The organism is Streptomyces odontomachicola, from assembly GCF_039605595.1.
Taxonomy (GTDB): Bacteria; Actinomycetota; Actinomycetes; order Streptomycetales; family Streptomycetaceae; genus Streptomyces.
In genome coordinates this window covers 1-15,089 of sequence record NZ_JBCFOK010000029.1, presented here as the reverse complement: position 1 = coordinate 15,089, position 15,089 = coordinate 1, and the positions used below count along the sequence as shown (strand labels likewise).

17 protein-coding genes are annotated in these 15,089 nt (G+C 66.8%); 7 read left to right on the top strand and 10 right to left on the bottom strand.

From position 1 onward, the window contains the following. Positions 1-65 precede the first annotated feature (65 nt). Positions 66-398, top strand: coding sequence for an antibiotic biosynthesis monooxygenase family protein (locus ABEE00_RS34260; RefSeq protein ID WP_345749708.1), 333 nt, complete (start codon positions 66-68; stop codon positions 396-398). Positions 399-410: 12 nt separating this feature from the next. On the opposite strand, the gene ABEE00_RS34255 is transcribed toward ABEE00_RS34260, so the two are convergent. Continuing rightward, positions 411-1,283, bottom strand: coding sequence for a GNAT family N-acetyltransferase (locus ABEE00_RS34255; protein ID WP_345749707.1), 873 nt, complete (start codon positions 1,281-1,283; stop codon positions 411-413). A gap of 181 nt (positions 1,284-1,464) precedes the next feature. Between ABEE00_RS34255 and ABEE00_RS34250 the strand changes: the two genes are divergently transcribed. Next, positions 1,465-1,908 carry an SUKH-3 domain-containing protein gene (locus ABEE00_RS34250; RefSeq protein WP_345749706.1) on the top strand — a complete coding sequence of 148 codons (444 nt, stop codon included), beginning with the start codon at positions 1,465-1,467 and terminating at the stop codon, positions 1,906-1,908. A 68-nt stretch (positions 1,909-1,976) separates the two neighbouring features. Next, complete coding sequence (locus ABEE00_RS34245; protein WP_345749705.1) at positions 1,977-2,255, top strand: hypothetical protein; 279 nt, start codon at positions 1,977-1,979, stop codon at positions 2,253-2,255. A 116-nt stretch (positions 2,256-2,371) separates the two neighbouring features. Here ABEE00_RS34245 and ABEE00_RS34240 read toward each other — a convergent pair whose 3' ends face one another. The 6 genes from ABEE00_RS34240 to ABEE00_RS34215 form a co-directional block, all read right to left on the bottom strand. After that, the gene (locus tag ABEE00_RS34240; protein WP_345749704.1) at positions 2,372-3,229 is read right to left on the bottom strand and encodes a hypothetical protein; all 858 of its coding nucleotides are present in this window, start codon (positions 3,227-3,229) and stop codon (positions 2,372-2,374) included. A 266-nt stretch (positions 3,230-3,495) separates the two neighbouring features. Beyond that, entirely contained in the window at positions 3,496-4,131 is a 636-nt protein-coding gene (locus ABEE00_RS34235; protein ID WP_345749703.1) for a hypothetical protein, read from the bottom strand. Between the two features lie 147 nt (positions 4,132-4,278). After that, positions 4,279-6,438 (bottom strand): ABC transporter permease family protein, encoded by a 2,160-nt coding sequence (locus ABEE00_RS34230; RefSeq protein WP_345749702.1) that lies wholly within the window; start codon positions 6,436-6,438, stop codon positions 4,279-4,281. Next, positions 6,435-7,118, bottom strand: a complete 684-nt coding sequence (locus tag ABEE00_RS34225) for an ABC transporter ATP-binding protein (protein WP_345749701.1) — start codon at positions 7,116-7,118, stop codon at positions 6,435-6,437. Before ABEE00_RS34225 ends, ABEE00_RS34230 begins: the two co-directional genes overlap by 4 nt. A 154-nt stretch (positions 7,119-7,272) precedes the next feature. Continuing rightward, complete coding sequence (locus tag ABEE00_RS34220; RefSeq protein ID WP_345749700.1) at positions 7,273-7,635, bottom strand: hypothetical protein; 363 nt, start codon at positions 7,633-7,635, stop codon at positions 7,273-7,275. A gap of 1,033 nt (positions 7,636-8,668) precedes the next feature. Continuing rightward, positions 8,669-9,202, bottom strand: coding sequence for a hypothetical protein (locus ABEE00_RS34215; protein WP_345749699.1), 534 nt, complete (start codon positions 9,200-9,202; stop codon positions 8,669-8,671). A gap of 8 nt (positions 9,203-9,210) precedes the next feature. Between ABEE00_RS34215 and ABEE00_RS35920 the strand changes: the two genes are divergently transcribed. Continuing rightward, positions 9,211-9,621 (top strand): recombinase family protein, encoded by a 411-nt coding sequence (locus ABEE00_RS35920; RefSeq protein ID WP_451918742.1) that lies wholly within the window; start codon positions 9,211-9,213, stop codon positions 9,619-9,621. Next, entirely contained in the window at positions 9,531-10,031 is a 501-nt protein-coding gene (locus ABEE00_RS34210; RefSeq protein ID WP_345749698.1) for a hypothetical protein, read from the top strand. The genes ABEE00_RS35920 and ABEE00_RS34210 overlap by 91 nt, the downstream gene beginning before the upstream one ends. Before the next feature lie 310 nt (positions 10,032-10,341). Here ABEE00_RS34210 and ABEE00_RS34205 read toward each other — a convergent pair whose 3' ends face one another. The 3 genes from ABEE00_RS34205 to ABEE00_RS35915 form a co-directional block, all read right to left on the bottom strand. Continuing rightward, positions 10,342-11,502: a hypothetical protein gene (locus ABEE00_RS34205; RefSeq protein WP_345749697.1), complete on the bottom strand. Its 1,161-nt coding sequence runs from the start codon at positions 11,500-11,502 to the stop codon at positions 10,342-10,344. A 35-nt stretch (positions 11,503-11,537) separates the two neighbouring features. Next, a complete protein-coding gene (locus ABEE00_RS34200) occupies positions 11,538-12,065 on the bottom strand; it encodes a hypothetical protein (protein ID WP_345749696.1) in 528 nt (175 codons plus the stop codon). 202 nt (positions 12,066-12,267) lie between these two features. Further along, positions 12,268-12,927, bottom strand: a complete 660-nt coding sequence (locus ABEE00_RS35915) for a GIY-YIG nuclease family protein (RefSeq protein WP_451918741.1) — start codon at positions 12,925-12,927, stop codon at positions 12,268-12,270. A 448-nt stretch (positions 12,928-13,375) separates the two neighbouring features. Here ABEE00_RS35915 and ABEE00_RS34195 point away from each other — a divergent pair, with 448 nt between their 5' ends. Continuing rightward, positions 13,376-14,149: a recombinase family protein gene (locus ABEE00_RS34195; protein ID WP_345749695.1), complete on the top strand. Its 774-nt coding sequence runs from the start codon at positions 13,376-13,378 to the stop codon at positions 14,147-14,149. Then, positions 14,134-14,583, top strand: coding sequence for a recombinase family protein (locus tag ABEE00_RS34190; protein WP_345749694.1), 450 nt, complete (start codon positions 14,134-14,136; stop codon positions 14,581-14,583). The genes ABEE00_RS34195 and ABEE00_RS34190 overlap by 16 nt, the downstream gene beginning before the upstream one ends. Positions 14,584-15,089 lie beyond the last annotated feature (506 nt).

Below are 15,089 nucleotides of genomic sequence, written 5' to 3'. Positions count from 1 at the left end.
CCAGCCGCGTACGGGCGCGGGCTCCGGGCGTTCCCGCAGCGGGAGGGCCGCAGCAGCATGGGCCCATGCCGAACACCACCACCATCGACGGCGACCATCCGCTGGTCACCCTCATCAACGTGTTCACGGTCGCGCCCGCACGGCAGGCCGAACTGATCGCCGAGCTGCGGGACTTCACCGAGACGGTGGTGCGCCACCACCCCGGTTTCGTCTCGGCGAACTTTCACGCCAGCCACGACGGCGAACGGGTCGTGAACTACGCCCAGTGGGAGAGCGAGGAGCAGTTCCACGCGATGCTCGCCGACCCCGAGGCCAGGAAGGGCCTGGAGCGTACGGCCGCGATCGCGGAGAACGTCGACCCGCGGCTGTTCACGGTGGAGTCGGTGCACGTGGTCTGAGCTGCGGGTTTCCTAGCCCAGCTCCAGACTCGTCACCCCGTACGTGCGCCCGGGCCCCGTCTCAGGGGCCTGGCCCGCGTACATGCGGACCGTGTGCGAGACGGGTACGAGCCCGCGGCGCTCCGCGAGTGCGACGGCCTCCTCCTGCACCTCGGGGATGTCCAGCGTGACTTGTCCGTCCGGCGGCAGGTGGCCGATGAGCGCGTCGAACAGGGCCTCCGCTTCCAGCGGCCCGTCGGCGAACAGCGGCCCGATCCGCATGCCGTCGCGCGCGGGCCGGATCACCCCGTACCCGCTGACCTGCCCGTCCCGCAGCGCGGCGTACCCGATGTGCCCGCGGGCCGCGAGCCACCGCCCGACGAAGTGGCGCCTGTCGGCAGGGAAACAGCGGCGGTCGTACGTGGCGACCGCGTCGGCCGGCGCGGCGTCGGCGGGCTCGATGCGCGGGGCCCCGTCGAGGGCTCCGCTGCCCGGTGCGGGGCGCGTGGGGCGGCCCGCGTACCGCAGATTCCGGTACGCCGCCGTGAACCCGGCCCTCTCGTACGTCTCCTGCTGCGCCGGCACGCCGTCCAGCCCGATCGTGCGCTCCCCGGCATGCGGCACCGCGGCCCGCCAGGTGGCGAGCCCGAGCCCGCCGCGACGCATCCCCGAGCGGACCATGTAGTACCCGAGAAACGCGTACTCGGCGGAGTAGTTGACCACAGAAACAGCAGACACGATGCGCCCGCCGACCCGCCCCACGAAGAACCCGCCGGGATCGGTGGGATGGAAGCACGCCGCGTCGCCGCCCCCCGGATTCCACCCTTCCTCCGCGGCCCACTCCACGACCTCCCCCCACTCCTCCAGCCCAGCACCACCGACACTCAGCCCAGCCACGGTCACCATGCCTGCTCCCCTCCACACGACGTGGGCGCGACGCTAACCGATGGGCCACGCGGGGGCGGGCGCTCCGGGGAAGATGACCTGCAACGCATGGTGCGGCGGCGGCACTTGAGCCACTTCCCACCCCGTACGATCGATCGTCCGCGCGTTTGGTCAACTGGTCAGCAAGGCGGTGGCGTGCACCATGAATGGGCAATCGGCGCAGCGGTGGTCCGCGGAGACGGAGGGCGTCCTGCGGCGTGCCGGCTGGTATCCCGGGCGGTCCGTGTCCACTCACGAGTGGGAGACCGCGCTTCAGCAGAGCGGATTCGAGATCAACGAGGCGGCGCGGCGCTTCCTCGCCGAGTTCGGCGGGATCGAGAGCACCGAGCGCGGGCCGGGTCAGACGATGGCCCGTGTGGGCTTCAAGCTTGATCCGACGGTCGCCCAGTGGGACAGGGAGGACATCTTCGACTTCCTCAACGAGGAGGCCGGAACAGATCTCTATCCCGTCGGCGAGGTGGACAGGGGCAACGACCACCTCGCCGTCGCGGCCAACGGAGCCGTCTACGCGGGTATGGACAGCGTCGTACTCCTCGCCGAATCCGCCGAAGAAGCCCTCGAGAAGCTCGCGTTGGGCATCCGCTAGCTTTCCGGACGGTACGCCGCGAAAGCGGGCAACCATGCCGTAACCAACACGACTGGGGGAGGGGGCACGTGAAGATCGCTCGCACTGCTCGCGCTGCCGGCCTCCTCGGCCGCCTTCTCGCTGAGCGCCTGTCAGGCGAGTCCGCGTACTCCGCGCTCAGCCTGGAGAAGGGCGACGGCGACAACATGCACCGCGAGAAGCAGCTCACCGTCGGGCTCGCCGACCGCAACCTCCACGGCACCGGCGCCACCGCCAAGCTCCGCGCCCCCGGCCCCGAGGGCCTCGCCAGCAGCGACAACTCCACGGTCTCGTACTGGAACAACACGATCGAAGACGTACTGACCTGATCCGCCCGCACAACACCGACAGCACCGCACATACGCAGGGGTGCCGCGCCAATCCGCGCGGCACTCCTGTGCTGCTCATCGTTCGGTTCGTCTCTCGGTCGTCGCCGAGTGCGGCGCTACTTCACCACCGACTGGTACTCCCGCACGGTGACGTCCTGGGTGCTTCCGAACTCGCCGTCCGGCAGCTTCCCGCCGGTCCCGTCGGAGCCCTCCCAGGAGATCTTCCAGGTCACGTTGGCCTTGAGCGGGTACTTCTGGCCGTCCTGCGTGGCCCGCTGATAGGTCACGCCGCAGGGCGGTTCGCCCTCGTGCCCCTTGGGCCGGGGCTTCCCGATCGAGCCGTCTTTGTTGATCCGGCACTCGCCCGAGGAGGGGTGCACCTCCGCGTCCTGCGTACCGGGGTCCAGCCGCAGTGCTACGGGGCGCGCCGTGGTCTCCGCCCACAGCCCCGTACCGGGCAGCGTGGCCCGCACCTTCACCGGCTTGAACTTGGCCTTGTCCAGCCACATCCAGGTCGGCAGATTGACGGCCTTCCGCCCCTTCGGGTCCATCTCGACCTCGGTGTCGGGCACCTTGATCTTGTCGTACGAGTACCCGGCCATCACCTCGGGCGAGACGGTCTTCTCGACCTGGGGAACGTCCTTGCCGTCCTGCCAGAACATGGTGCGCCAGCAGTCGAACATGTGGCCCTTGTCGTGCCCCTTATTGGGCACCCCGCGCCAGAACATGCCGTCCTTGCCGACGTTGAAATCCTTGTAGCCAGGAGCGGAAGAGGTCTTCCCCTTGTCGTCGTAATTCGTGATGGTCTTGCCGTCTTTGTAGTGGTCGACCATCTGCTGCGCCGTGTAGTAATCGTACGTACCCACGCGCGCGTAATCGTCCGCCTCCTGGACGGGCCCCGGGGCCCCTTCCTTCGGCTTTCCGGCTGCCTTGTCCGCCTTCTCCGTCGCGTCTTTCAATTGCTCCGGAGTCATCGCCGGTTCATACCAGCACGGAGGCGGTTCCCAGTTCGGGTCGACAGAGGAGAGATTCCCGGAACCCTTCCCCGATCCGCCGCCCCCGTCCTGCTTCAGCTGGATCTTGGTGCCGACGGTGGCCGAGATTTCTCCCTTGTTCTGATCGCCGCCGGCAGAGGAGTCCGGCGGCGAGGGCGGAGGCACCCGGTTCGCCAGGGCAGGCCCCGCGGACAGCATGACAACGCTCAGCGCCAAACCCGTACCGACGGCCCACCTGCGGCCTATCACGCCTTTGACTGGCATTCCTTCGACTCCCCCGTCACGTCAGCGGTCTTCGCCTTCCAACGCTTACCGGTCGCAGGCGACCGCTCCATGAGCACGCTCCACTCCACGTAGCTCTTCAGGTTCGGCTTGCTGCGAATGGTCTTTCCGGACTTCACTTCCTTGCTGAAGACCTTCGACTGGTCCTCGCAGAAAGTCACAGCGACCATGTCACGACCCGGCTTGGCTTCGGTGCCCAGGTCGTAGTAGCGGTCCTTTCCGGTGGACGTGTAACCGCCGTCCACGTTCGACTTGATCACCCACCGGGCGTAGGACTTGGCCTGTCCTGTCGAGTAGTGGTCGTGAGCCGGGTCGTCCACATTCTGCTTCGCGACCCCGTGCCAAATCGACGTCACGTACTTCTCGGCATTGGCGACTGCCTGAGCCGACTTGCTCTCACCCGGCTTGTCCCACTGGTAGTCGACCTCGAAGTCGTCGGGCAGTTTCAGCCCGGGCTCCTTGTCCGACCCCTGCGACGCCCCCTCGGACGGCGACGCCGACTGCGCGCCCGCGATCTTGTCGTTCTTCCCGGATGATTCGCCGCCCCCGCATGCGGTCGCCAAGAGCACGCCACCGATCACGAGCGAGGCGGCGGACACACAACGACGATTCACAAGAAACAACTCCCCGTATGACACGGACACCACTACCCAACGGACGCTACCAGCACCCCAACCGCCCGTTGAGTTCGAGTAATTCACAGACAAATGCCGGAAATGATCCATTGGTCGGCGGGGGAGGGGCACCTATTCCCCCGTCGGCCGCCACCGCCCCGCAGCCCGCGCCGCGGTCCGCGCGCCCCACCACCAGGAGGCGACGGCCAACGCAAGGGCCCCCGCCAGGACAGCGAGCACGAAGGAAGTCGGCAGCTCCGCCCCCGCCTTCAGCTCCAGCGGCGTACCCAGCCACACCGCCGCCGCCGTGCCCACGAGCGCGGCCAGCACCAGCGGCGCGAGGACGGCCCACGCGGCCGTGGCGTAGAAGATCCGCCGCTCACCCACCAGCACGCTGAGCGGTGCCAGACGGCGGCCGAGGCGCAGGAAGTCGCCGAGGTTGTTGAGTACGGAGGCCAGGGCCAGCAGTCCGATGCCGATGCCGCCGAGCGCGCGTACCCAGGCGGTGGCCTGGAGGTCCCAGCCGGCGCCGGCCACCCAGCCCATGCCTATCGGGTCGACTTCCGGGTGGGGGAGATGCCGGAATGCCGTCCGCTTGATGGCGGAGACGGGCAGGTCGCCCCCGCCCTCACGTACGAGGAAGAGCTCGTCGGCGTCCTTCGCGGCCTCCGGCGCGCCCTTGTGCAGGGTCACCCGTTCCGCTCCGCCAGGGGACATGGCGACCAGCTCCTGCAGCCGGGGGTCGGAGATCCGGACCTTCGCGTCACGGCACGACACCTTGAGTTCCCGCAACGCGGAGCACCGCCCTGTCAGTCGGGCGCCCTCGAAGCCCGACGTCACCGCGAGCGCGTGCACGTCCGGAGGCAACGCACGGATGAAGGCACCCACTTGAGCAGGCCGGTCCGGGATGCCGGTCTTCAGCGCGCTGTCGCCGATGCGCTGGTAGACGGCCTGAGCCTCGCGTACGGGATCGCCGAGGCGGCTCATGTGGAGCTGAACCTGGGACACCAGCCCGATGGAGATCACCACCGTGGCCACGAGCCGGGTGATCACGCCGGGGCTCGCGCTCGCCCAGCGTCCCGCCACCAGCGCGCCGCTGAGCCCGCGCCGGTTGCCGAGGCGCACGAGCCGCTGCCCGAGCCACCGCACCAGTACGGCGATGACGGCGGGCACCGTGGCCAGCGTGCCGACCGTGCCCAGGACGTAGACCGGAAGCCAGTCGCCGCCCCCGCCCTGGGCGGCCACGTCGCTGCCGTACACCGCCACGACGAGGAAGACCGGGCACAGCCAGGCCACGCGCCCGGCCCGGAAACGCCTGCCCGCCCCGGGGCGGGTGGAGGACTCCGCGGGCGCGGCCCGGTGCAGCGACAGCACGGCCGCCAGCACCACCAGAGCGGAGCCGAGCACCGTACCCACCAGCGCCCCCGCCCAACGTCGCAGGTCAGCGGCGGGAAGCAGGAAGTCCACCACGGGCAGGCGCACGTCGGTGCGCAGGGCCGCCAGCGTCACGGCCCCCGCCACGGCCGCGCCGAGGGCCACGGGGGCGACCGCCTCGCCGAGCGAGACCAGCGCCCGTGCGCGGGAGCCGGCCCCCAGCGCACGCAGCAGCGCCACGCGCCGGTCCCGGCCCGCCGACCCGGAACGGGCGGCTATCACCGTCAGTACCAGTGCGGGCAATACCAGCAGTCCCGCGGCGCACATCAGGAACCAGGAGTCGGGCCGTACGAAGTCGCTGTCGCCGAAGTTGGCCCGCTCCGGCCCGCCGAAGCCCGAGGCCGCGAGCCACTCGCCGGACGACATGACGCCGTGCCGCGGCCGTACGTAGGCGAGCCGCTCGTCCGGCACCTCCAGGCCCTCGGCGGCGATGGCGCCGGCCGGCGTGCCGTAGCGGTCCTCGGCGCCTTCCTTCTCCAAGTCCCTGCGCAGGGCGGGGGAGAGCAGTGCCTCGCCACGCTCGGGCCAGGCCGACACGCCGGGAGGCGGTGCCGCATCGGCCGCCTTCGGCTCCACGTACACGACCGACTTCTGGAGGCCGTCCACGGTGTCGTACGCGGGACGCACCAGCACCGGGGCGTCGCCGCCGTCGGGGTCCACGTACTGCGGGGCCCGCGCCGAACCTCGCTGCTCGCGGCCGTCGTGCACCGCCCAGCCCGCGGTGATCGCCGTCGCGCTGAGCGCGAGGGCCAGCGTCGCCAGGAGCAGCGCCGCGAAGCGGAGCCGGTTGCCCTCGGCGCCACGGCGGGCGGCGCGGCCCACTCTCAGCAGCTGCCACCACATGCGTATATCGCTCAACGCGCCGCCGCCTCCCTCAGCCGCCCCTTCTCCAGGCGGAGTCGGCGGTCCGCGCGAGCGGCCAGCGCCAGGTCGTGCGTGACGACGACGAGCCCGCAGCCCCAGCGCCGCCGTACGGAGAACAGCAGCTCGGCGACCTCGTCCCGGGTCTCCTCGTCCAGCGCGCCGGTCGGCTCGTCGGCGAGCAGCAGCGCGGGCCGGTTGATCAACGCGCGGGCCACGGCGGTGCGTTGTCGCTCGCCGCCCGACAGTTCGGCTGTGGGCGTCTCCCCGTACGGCACACCCAGCTCGGCGAGCAGCTCCTCGGCGCGCGCGTGCGCCTCGGCCCGCGGAACTCCGGAGAGCAGCGCGGCGAGCGCGGTGTTCTCCAACGGGGTCAGCTCCGGCAGCAGTTCACCGAACTGGAAGACCACGCCGACGGTGTCCCTGCGGTGCTTGCTGAGCGCCCGCTCGGACAGCCCGCTCAGCTCGACGCCGGCCACCTCGATCTCTCCGGCCTCCGGCTTGACCAGCCCCATCAGGCAGGACAGCAGTGTCGACTTCCCACTCCCGCTGGGCCCGGTCACGGCGACGGCTTCGCCGGCCCGCACGGTGAGGTCCAGGCCGTCCAACAGCCGCCTGCCGCCTATCTCATGGCCGAGGCCCCGTACGGCCAGCACCGGCTCGTCCGGCTCTTTCACTTCTGCGCTTCCCCCTTCGGGTGCGTACGCCGGTGGCTCCACGCAGTGCGGAACGACCGCCTCGTGGAGCCACCGGCGTCGCGGCGCGGTGTGCTACCGCGCCTCTTGTGTCGCTGCTCTTGTTGCTGCTGCGCGCCCGCTGGTCGACGGACCGTCAGTTGGCGGTCCAGTTGCTGCAGCTGTCGGGCTTCCACTGCTCCTGGCGGCACGCCCGCATCTTGATGATCTTGCTGCCCTTGCCGCTCTTGGCCGTGGTGCCGGAACCGCTCTTGTTCCACAGCGCGCGGATCTTGCCCGCACTGGCGCTGCGCTCGTACTTCCCGTAGGCCGCTCTCTTGTCCGCCTTGGTGTCCTTCACGTAGGCGTACTGGTGGCCTTCCTTCTTGTACGTGTAGATCTTCGACCCCGTGGTGCTCGCGCTCTTGGCGACCGCCGGAGTGGTGCCGAGCAGCGAGAGCGCCACCAGGGCTCCCCCGACACCGGCGAACGTCTTGCGGCGTATGGATGTCTTGCTCAAGGTGCTTCCTTCTCTTCTGGGCGCCGCCGTGGGCCACCCCTGCTCAGAAGGAGGGAGCGCGAACGCATGCGGCACTCAGGACACTTCCCCCCTCTCCGGAAAATGGACACAAGCGGTCAACCATGCGCGTTTTCCGGACGGACAGAGCAAAGAATAAGCAAACCCCCGCCCTCAAGATCAAATCGTGGGCGTGGGCTGTGACCTGCGGGTTCGCAGGGCGTCGCCCAGGCTGTGGTCGCGCTCCGTGTTCCGTGCTCCGTGTTCTGGATGGGTGGGCTCCTCGCGGGCGTGCTGCGCGACGGCGTACGTGCCACGCGAGGCGCGGTCTCTCGGTGCCGTCCGTCTGGAGCCGTTGCAATCAACATCCGGTCCGTCCGGTGCCGGAGTCCTCGTGCGAGGGGGAGGCGCTGTCCACCGGCCCGGTTCAGATCGCGGCGCAGCTGCGGCAGAGGGAGGCGCGCCGTGGGGGTGATGAGTGGCGGACGGTGGTGACGGTGGAGATCCCGGAGGCGTTCTTCGACATCTTGGACGCGGTGACCTTGACGTTCCGCAATGCCCTCAGAATGCTCTTCTGCCGAAGAAGCCCGACACCTGGGACTCCGAAGACCGCCTGCCTTATTTCATCGCCCCGGCGCCGTACTGCCAAACAGAGCACGGCCCCCGGGTGGCGAACAGGTGCTGGAGCAGGCGGAGTTCACCCGGGGCGCCCCCCACTCTCGTCGAGCATGCCACTACTGCTCCCGGCTTGCCCCATCTGGTCGTCCTCACGTGGGGCCGTAATGGCCTCCAACGTCTCGCCGAGACCGAACATCGCCTGAGCGAGGCAACTCAACACGAGATCGACCCTCGCTTCTTCGCCATCATCGCCGACCTGATAGGCGCTCGACTGAGCTTCTCAATGAGCAAGGTGAGTTTTCTTGGCGCAGCAGAAAGACGGTCTGGGGGCAGCCGTTTGGAACGCCGACGCAACGACTTGCTCTCCACTCCGCTTCCCGGGCCAGTACCATGACACCGAAGTTGGCCTGCACTACAACTATTTCCGCCACTGCGATACCGAAGCGCGCGCTATGGAAGTCCTGACCCACTTGGAATATCCCCTGCACCCAACCCCCATACCTGCGTCGCCGCTCCGCGTACGCGAGTGGACCTCCTGATTGCTTGCTTGAACACGAGACCCCGGAGCGCTGGGCACATGTTCTCTACTTCCAGGGCCAGGCTCCATATGGGAGAGCCGCACGATCGCCTGGGAGACCGGCGAGTGCTTGCCGATCAGATCGGTCACCGCCCCACCGCCGGTGGCCAGTCCCTCGGGGCCGGGCAGGAGCGAGGGGGTCTGCAGGAACTGCAGGAAGGCCTCGCCGTCCCACAGTAGCGCTTCGTACTCGGCCAGTTGCCGCTGCTGGCGGCGCCAGCGCAGGTAGACGCGGCGGAACTCGCACACGCACTGCCCGATGAAGAAGGTCGTCAGGCAGCACGGCCCGTGCCGTCCCGCGTGCGTGGGACTCCAGCCGCCGCCGACCAGGGAGTTGCGGCGGAAGGCGGGCAGGGCGCGCAGCAGGATCTCCACCAGCCGCCATCTCCCGCGACCTCCACTCCCGCGGCATCCGGACCGTCAAGGGCAAGTCGTGGACAGTCAGCGGCATACGTGACCTTCTCAGCTCTCACCAGGTGGCCGGGATCAGGATGTTCCGGGGTGAGAAGGCAGGCCCGGGGACTTGGCCCGCCATCATCGACCGCGGCCAGTGGGACGAGGTCCAGCAGATACGGACCTACCGAGCCTCCCAGACCAAGGAGAAAACCCACACCCGCCGCTTCTATCTTCTGCGCGGTGTGGTCATGTGCACGTGCGGAGTCCGCATGGGCGAGAGCAAGGCGAACGACAACTACATCTACCGGTGGAGCCGCAACGGCCGCCAAGACGAGAGAAGTACGGACGGACGATATCCGCCGAGCAGACGGAGAGGTTCGCCAAGGATGTGGATCTGACGGTTCTGGACAAGCTGGACGTGCCCGGCCGGACACCGGCCTCAACTGCTCGTCCACAGGCTGACATTGACGCAGAGAAGGAAGACACTGAACAGCTCGCCGAGCTCAACGTGATGTGGACCGCCCGCGATGCCTCTACGCCGGAATACCGGAAGATGCGACGCGACATTGAGGTGCGCATCAAGGAACGGCAGCGGAGGACGACTGTCCGGCCGGTCGTTGAAGTGCTGCATGGAGTCGCAGGACCGGACGCGCGCGGGAACTGGGGACGACTCGAAGAGCGACAGGACTACGCCCGCATCAACGCGATCTATCGGTTCCTGTTCGCTGCTGTGATCCCCCCCCCAGACAGACGAGGACGTGAATTGGACTACGAGCGCATCGAGATTGATCCCAATCCGCTGACCTAAGGACTGCCCCGCGGCCACTGACCATAGGGAAATCCTTGGGCAACTTCAGATCACTTAAAAAGTTGAATAACATCTGGCGTGAACGAGAATACTCCAACGAATATCGCGACTCCACCGACCGCCCTGAGGGTCCCCACCGTAGCCATGCCAGGATTTGCGAGCCTCGTCAGAACATGGTATAGCCGCGTTGCGCATCTCCTGAAATTCGTCAGCAAAAGTACACCCACTACGATAGCCAGTGCGTCCGCAATTCTAATGAGATTAATTCCGATGCCGCCGGACTCCGAAGAACTCGCCGCAACAAAATCAATCATTTCTTACTCCTCCAAATCTCGGTAGCGCCAGCGTGACCGAACCCGGTATTTATCTCATTCCCAAGGCCAATCCCGACCCCGCTACGTACACTCTGAACCGCGTCTCCCTTAGAGTTGTAGGTGTCGATGGCGTTCTCATGATTCGCGAATGCCCCGACACCCAGGTGAAGAGATCCCCCTTTGTTCCACCCTGTACCAGAAAGCTGATCAATATCATCCGCGTTACTTCTGATCGTACCGATACCGCCAGACGCGCCCCACGTCCAACCGGCTGAATCAACTCCCGCACTTCGCACGAAACCTAGACTCTGCGTTCCATCGGGGTTCTGTGTCCGCACGAGTCCAAGCTCGACATTGCCTCCCACGACCAGACCGCCAGAGACGTTGACCACGACACCTTCAGTCTTATCCAATCCGGCCAGCTTGAAAGCTGCATCCAGCGCCGTCGTATCTGGTTTCCAGCCGTTCTTGGTGAACAATTTCACGCCTGTATTGACCCCCTTGATGAGAGTGCGCTTCCAACTATTCTCCTCCCACTGTTCCTTCCGCTTCCTGGCCTCTCTCACTGCTTCTGATCGGGCCGACTTGAGGTTGGCATCCACGTCACCTGATGCCTTGCTGTTGAACCCGCCAGAAACTCCTCGGCCGTCAGCATCTTTTGTTACTTGAAATAGTGCAACTTTGAACTCTTGATCACGCTTTGCAGCCTTCTTTACGGACTCTGATATTGTATGCGCCCAGGAATCCTCTAGTTTTTCTCTTTTGGCGCTGTTACGAGATAGGTCTTCCCGCTCATCCGGGTCCTCGATTCTATCCAGTTCAAGCACGCAATGCCCGTTTTCGGTGACGCGCATCTTTCCTTTTTCCCGAGCTTCACGACAGGCGCGCTCGACCTCCTTTTTCAGCTCATGTAGATCCGAGTACGCTTGCTCCAGAATCTTTCCCACGGCGTTGGCCTGCTGCTGCGCCCCTAGATACTCCTCATGTGTAGTCTCGAATGAGATCTTGGCGTACTTGGCAGCCACGCCTTTCCAATTTTTACTGTCTGCGGTCCCCATGACGCGAGTCTTGTAATCAGCCGCCAGTTCCCCGAACCTTTTCCCCATCCCCTTCCAGGCGGTTGAGGCGTCGAGAAGACTAGAGAGATTGGCGTCCATCAAGTCACGATAATTGAGACTCATATATTCCCCCTCTAAAGCTTGTCGATTCCGCTACGGGTATCGCTTCGTGATCCTTGCCCGGGCACAGCATTAAACTTTTTCGCTGTCCCGTGGTCGTTGCTCTGGAACGCCCTGCTTGTACTCATCAACCCATTTATATCCTGAGTGAGACGTTCGCTGAGCTTCCTTAGCTTTCGGGCCCAGTCTGCTGCCGCATGGCTGAGCCCTTCCTTTACTTCCCACCCCTTCATCTGCCCGAGACCTGAAGTTCCACCAGTCAGCAATGCTGAATTTGTTCCTTGGGGAGGCAAGTATGGGGTCGGCAGATCCTTCTTCCCTGCGTGGTTACCAGTAACAGCCTCATTTTCGTCATCTGCTTTCGCGCCTCCTTTCCGCGTCTCTGGGAGGAGGTACCTTTCAATGTGCTCTGCGGCCTTCCTCTTTTCAGCAGGAACCGACGCCAAGTCACTCCCGGACGGCGTTGCTCCTGCACCCCGGCCGTCGGGGGCGCGCCCGGCAGAGTCGGCCTTGAGCCTGTCCCATTCGTTGGAGAAGTTCATGTAGCTCTCCCGGTGTTGATGCCTGCTCAGGGAACGGTGTAGTGGGCGGAGTTGAGAGACTGGCCCCCACCCTCTCCTACACAAGAGTAGTAGCAGGTCGGATGAAGTACCTGGTCCTTAGCGCAGGCTTAAGGGGCACCTTGGGGACCGAGGAGCCGGTCCAGCCGTGCCGCACTTCTCGGGCCTATCCGGGTGGGGAACTTCACTGCCTGCCGCCTGACCGCCTGTGACCTTCGGTCAGCTCCGAGCCGCTGGCCATGGCCGGCCGGACGATCGCCAAGGCCTTCCGGGCCGCCGGCTTCGACGTCGCCCCGGTGCGTACTACCGCATATCCCGGTCGGCCTACCGCGTACCAACGTGACCAGGTGGTGAGGGCTGCCCTCGATGATGTCGGCGATTGGCATGACCTCCGGGCCACCGGCCCGAGCGAAGGCGTCGCGCAGTGACTTCGCGAGCCGTCGGGCCTCAGCGATCTGCGGGTGCGTGGGGAGAACGTCCCTGCCCGCCAGGTCGTTGTGTGGGAACTCGCGGGGGCCCAGGCCGATGGCGACGGTGGCGACGAGCGCCAGGGGACGATCCTCGCCGAAGTCGAACACACGCCGTCCTTCCGGTACGCGGCGAAACGCTGGTGCAGCGCCCGTTCGAGGTTCCTCCCGCCCCGCGTCTGCCACATGACGTGAAGCGGGACAGGCGACCCGACGTGAAGGTCGCGAAGACGCTCCGCCAGGTCGTTCGTAGTCCCGATCTTGACCGGACGGGCATCGAGGGAACCGACGAGTAGACCCACGAGTCGCCCTCGCCCGTCTTCTCTGCCTGCCAGCTTCTCCGGTTGTCGAGTGCCACCTTCTCCGCCATCGCGCATGACGACCTGCGGCGTCATCATTCCGTTCGAGCCACGCAGGACCGTTGTTCGGGACGGGGGCGAAGGGCGAGGTCGCCCTGGGGATTCTGGGCAGATGCCTCCGGCGGCGCCTGCCGGCGGGGGCCACCGTGCGCCAGAGGAGGGAGGAGCGGGGGGGGGGAGTAGCATCTGATAGATATCGGCGGCAAGTTTGGCGTGGCGCGGGGCGCGCGGCTGTTGGGCGCATCAAGGCTTGAGAGCAAGGTGGCCCGGGTCAGGCCTCGGTAGGCACTTCGCCGGGCAGGGGTTGAGGGGCCTACCAGGTACCCGTGCTCGGTTCTCTGCCGCCGCAGCACCGCTCCGTGGACTGATTGCCGCACAGCGACAGTCCGTGGAGCGCAACGTCCGGCCCCGGGGGCATGGGGAGACGGGGTCGGCGAGGACACCCAGGGCACGAAAGAAGGACAGCGTGACCACCTCCCCAGCTCCTCTCTCGTTCGCGTTCGCCGGACGCGTCTCCACCGAGGATCAGCAGGACCCGAAGACCTCCCGCAACTGGCAACTCACCCGCGCCCAGGCGTTGATCGAGTCGCATGGGCGGATCGTGACCGAGTACTTCGACGTCGGCCAGTCCCGCTCGATCCCCTGGTCCCGTCGGCCACGGGCCTCCGCGTTGCTGGCCGCGCTCAAGCAGCCGGACCGCGGTTTTGATGCGGTGGTCATCGGTGAGCCACAGCGGGCCTTCTACGGCAACCAGTTCGGCCTGACCTTCCCCGTCTTCGCGCATTACGGAGTGCAGATGTGGGTTCCCGAGGTCAGGGGCCCCATCGACCCGGACTCCGAGGCTCACGACTTGGTGATGTCGGTCTTCGGCGGCATGTCGAAGGGTGAGCGCAACCGCATCAAGATGCGCACCCGTACGGCGATGAGCGCCCAAGCCAAGCTCGAAGGGCGCTACTTGGGCGGACGCCCGCCTTACGGCTACCGGTTGGTGGACGCCGGCCCTCATCCGCACCCCGGCAAGGCAGCCGAGGGGCGGCGCCTGCGGCGCCTGGATCCCGACCCGGCCACCGCTCCCGTCGTGCAGCGCATCTACACCGAATACCTGACCGGCTTCGGGATCTTCGCCATCGCCCAGCGCCTCACCGGTGACCACATCCCCTCTCCTTCGGCCGCGGACCCGCAGCGCAATCCGCACCGCTGCGGCATCGCGTGGCCAAGGGCGCGGTGCGCACCATCCTGATCAACCCGCGCTATACGGGCTACGAGGTGTGGAACAAGCAGCGAAAGCAGGAGTCGCTGCTCGATGTGGACAACGTCGCCCTCGGCCACCAGACCAAGCTCATCTGGAACGGGAAGGACAGCTGGGTCTTCTCCGATCGGCCCACGCACCCACCGCTGGTCAGCAAGGACATCTTCAAGCAGGTCCAGCAGCGGCTCGCCTCCCGTGGCCCGGCCAGCCAGGGGCGGACTCGGGCGCGTGTCCAGCACCCGTACGTCTTCAAGGGAATGGTGCTCCACCACGAGTGCCGACGGCGGATGCAGGGCAACTGGCTCCACGACGAGGCGTACTACCGCTGCCGGTTCCCCCAGGAGTACGCCGTGGCCAACAAGGTCGATCACCCGCTGAATGTCTGCCTGCGGGAGTCGTCTCTCATCGGCCCGGTGGACGAGTGACTGGCCTCGGCCTTCGCTCCGAACGGGATCGAGGACGCCCTCGCAGCTCTGGAGGAAGCGCAGCCCGATCGTTCGCCGGAACGTGAGGCGGCCCAGCAGGAGGTTGCGGAGTGCGACCGGAAGCTCGCGCAGCATCGCGCGGCCCTGGAGGCGGGAGCCGACCCGGCTCTCGTCACCCGGTGGATTCGCGAGACTCAGGTGCAGCGCACGGCCGCCGAGGCCCGCTTAAATCCGCTGTCGAAACACGGGGCGAAGCCATTCCGGCTGAGTCGAGAAGAGATCAGGGCCCTCGTCGAGTCCGTCGGCGGGATGCTGGTGGCGTTGCGTCGCGCCGATCCCGCGGACAAGTGCGAGGTCTACCGGCAGTTGGGGCTGCGACTCACCTATAAACACAACCAACGGGTGGTGTGGGCCGCAGCTCGGCCCACACCACCCCTTGGGGGAGTGGTCGTGTCGGGAGGGGGGCTTGGAACCCCACGCCCGGGCAAGGGCACGAGCACCTCCAG

What these genes read in the sequence shown, in the direction of transcription:
- ABEE00_RS34260 (WP_345749708.1), top strand. Translation starts at nt 66, where the DNA reads ATGCCGAACACCACCACCATCGACGGCGACCATCCGCTGGTCACCCTC.
- ABEE00_RS34255 (WP_345749707.1), bottom strand. Translation starts at nt 1,283, where the DNA reads ATGGTGACCGTGGCTGGGCTGAGTGTCGGTGGTGCTGGGCTGGAGGAG.
- ABEE00_RS34250 (WP_345749706.1), top strand. Translation starts at nt 1,465, where the DNA reads ATGAATGGGCAATCGGCGCAGCGGTGGTCCGCGGAGACGGAGGGCGTC.
- ABEE00_RS34240 (WP_345749704.1), bottom strand. Translation starts at nt 3,229, where the DNA reads ATGACTCCGGAGCAATTGAAAGACGCGACGGAGAAGGCGGACAAGGCA.
- ABEE00_RS34205 (WP_345749697.1), bottom strand. Translation starts at nt 11,502, where the DNA reads ATGGACGCCAATCTCTCTAGTCTTCTCGACGCCTCAACCGCCTGGAAG.
- ABEE00_RS34200 (WP_345749696.1), bottom strand. Translation starts at nt 12,065, where the DNA reads ATGAACTTCTCCAACGAATGGGACAGGCTCAAGGCCGACTCTGCCGGG.
- ABEE00_RS35915 (WP_451918741.1), bottom strand. Translation starts at nt 12,927, where the DNA reads ATGCGCGATGGCGGAGAAGGTGGCACTCGACAACCGGAGAAGCTGGCA.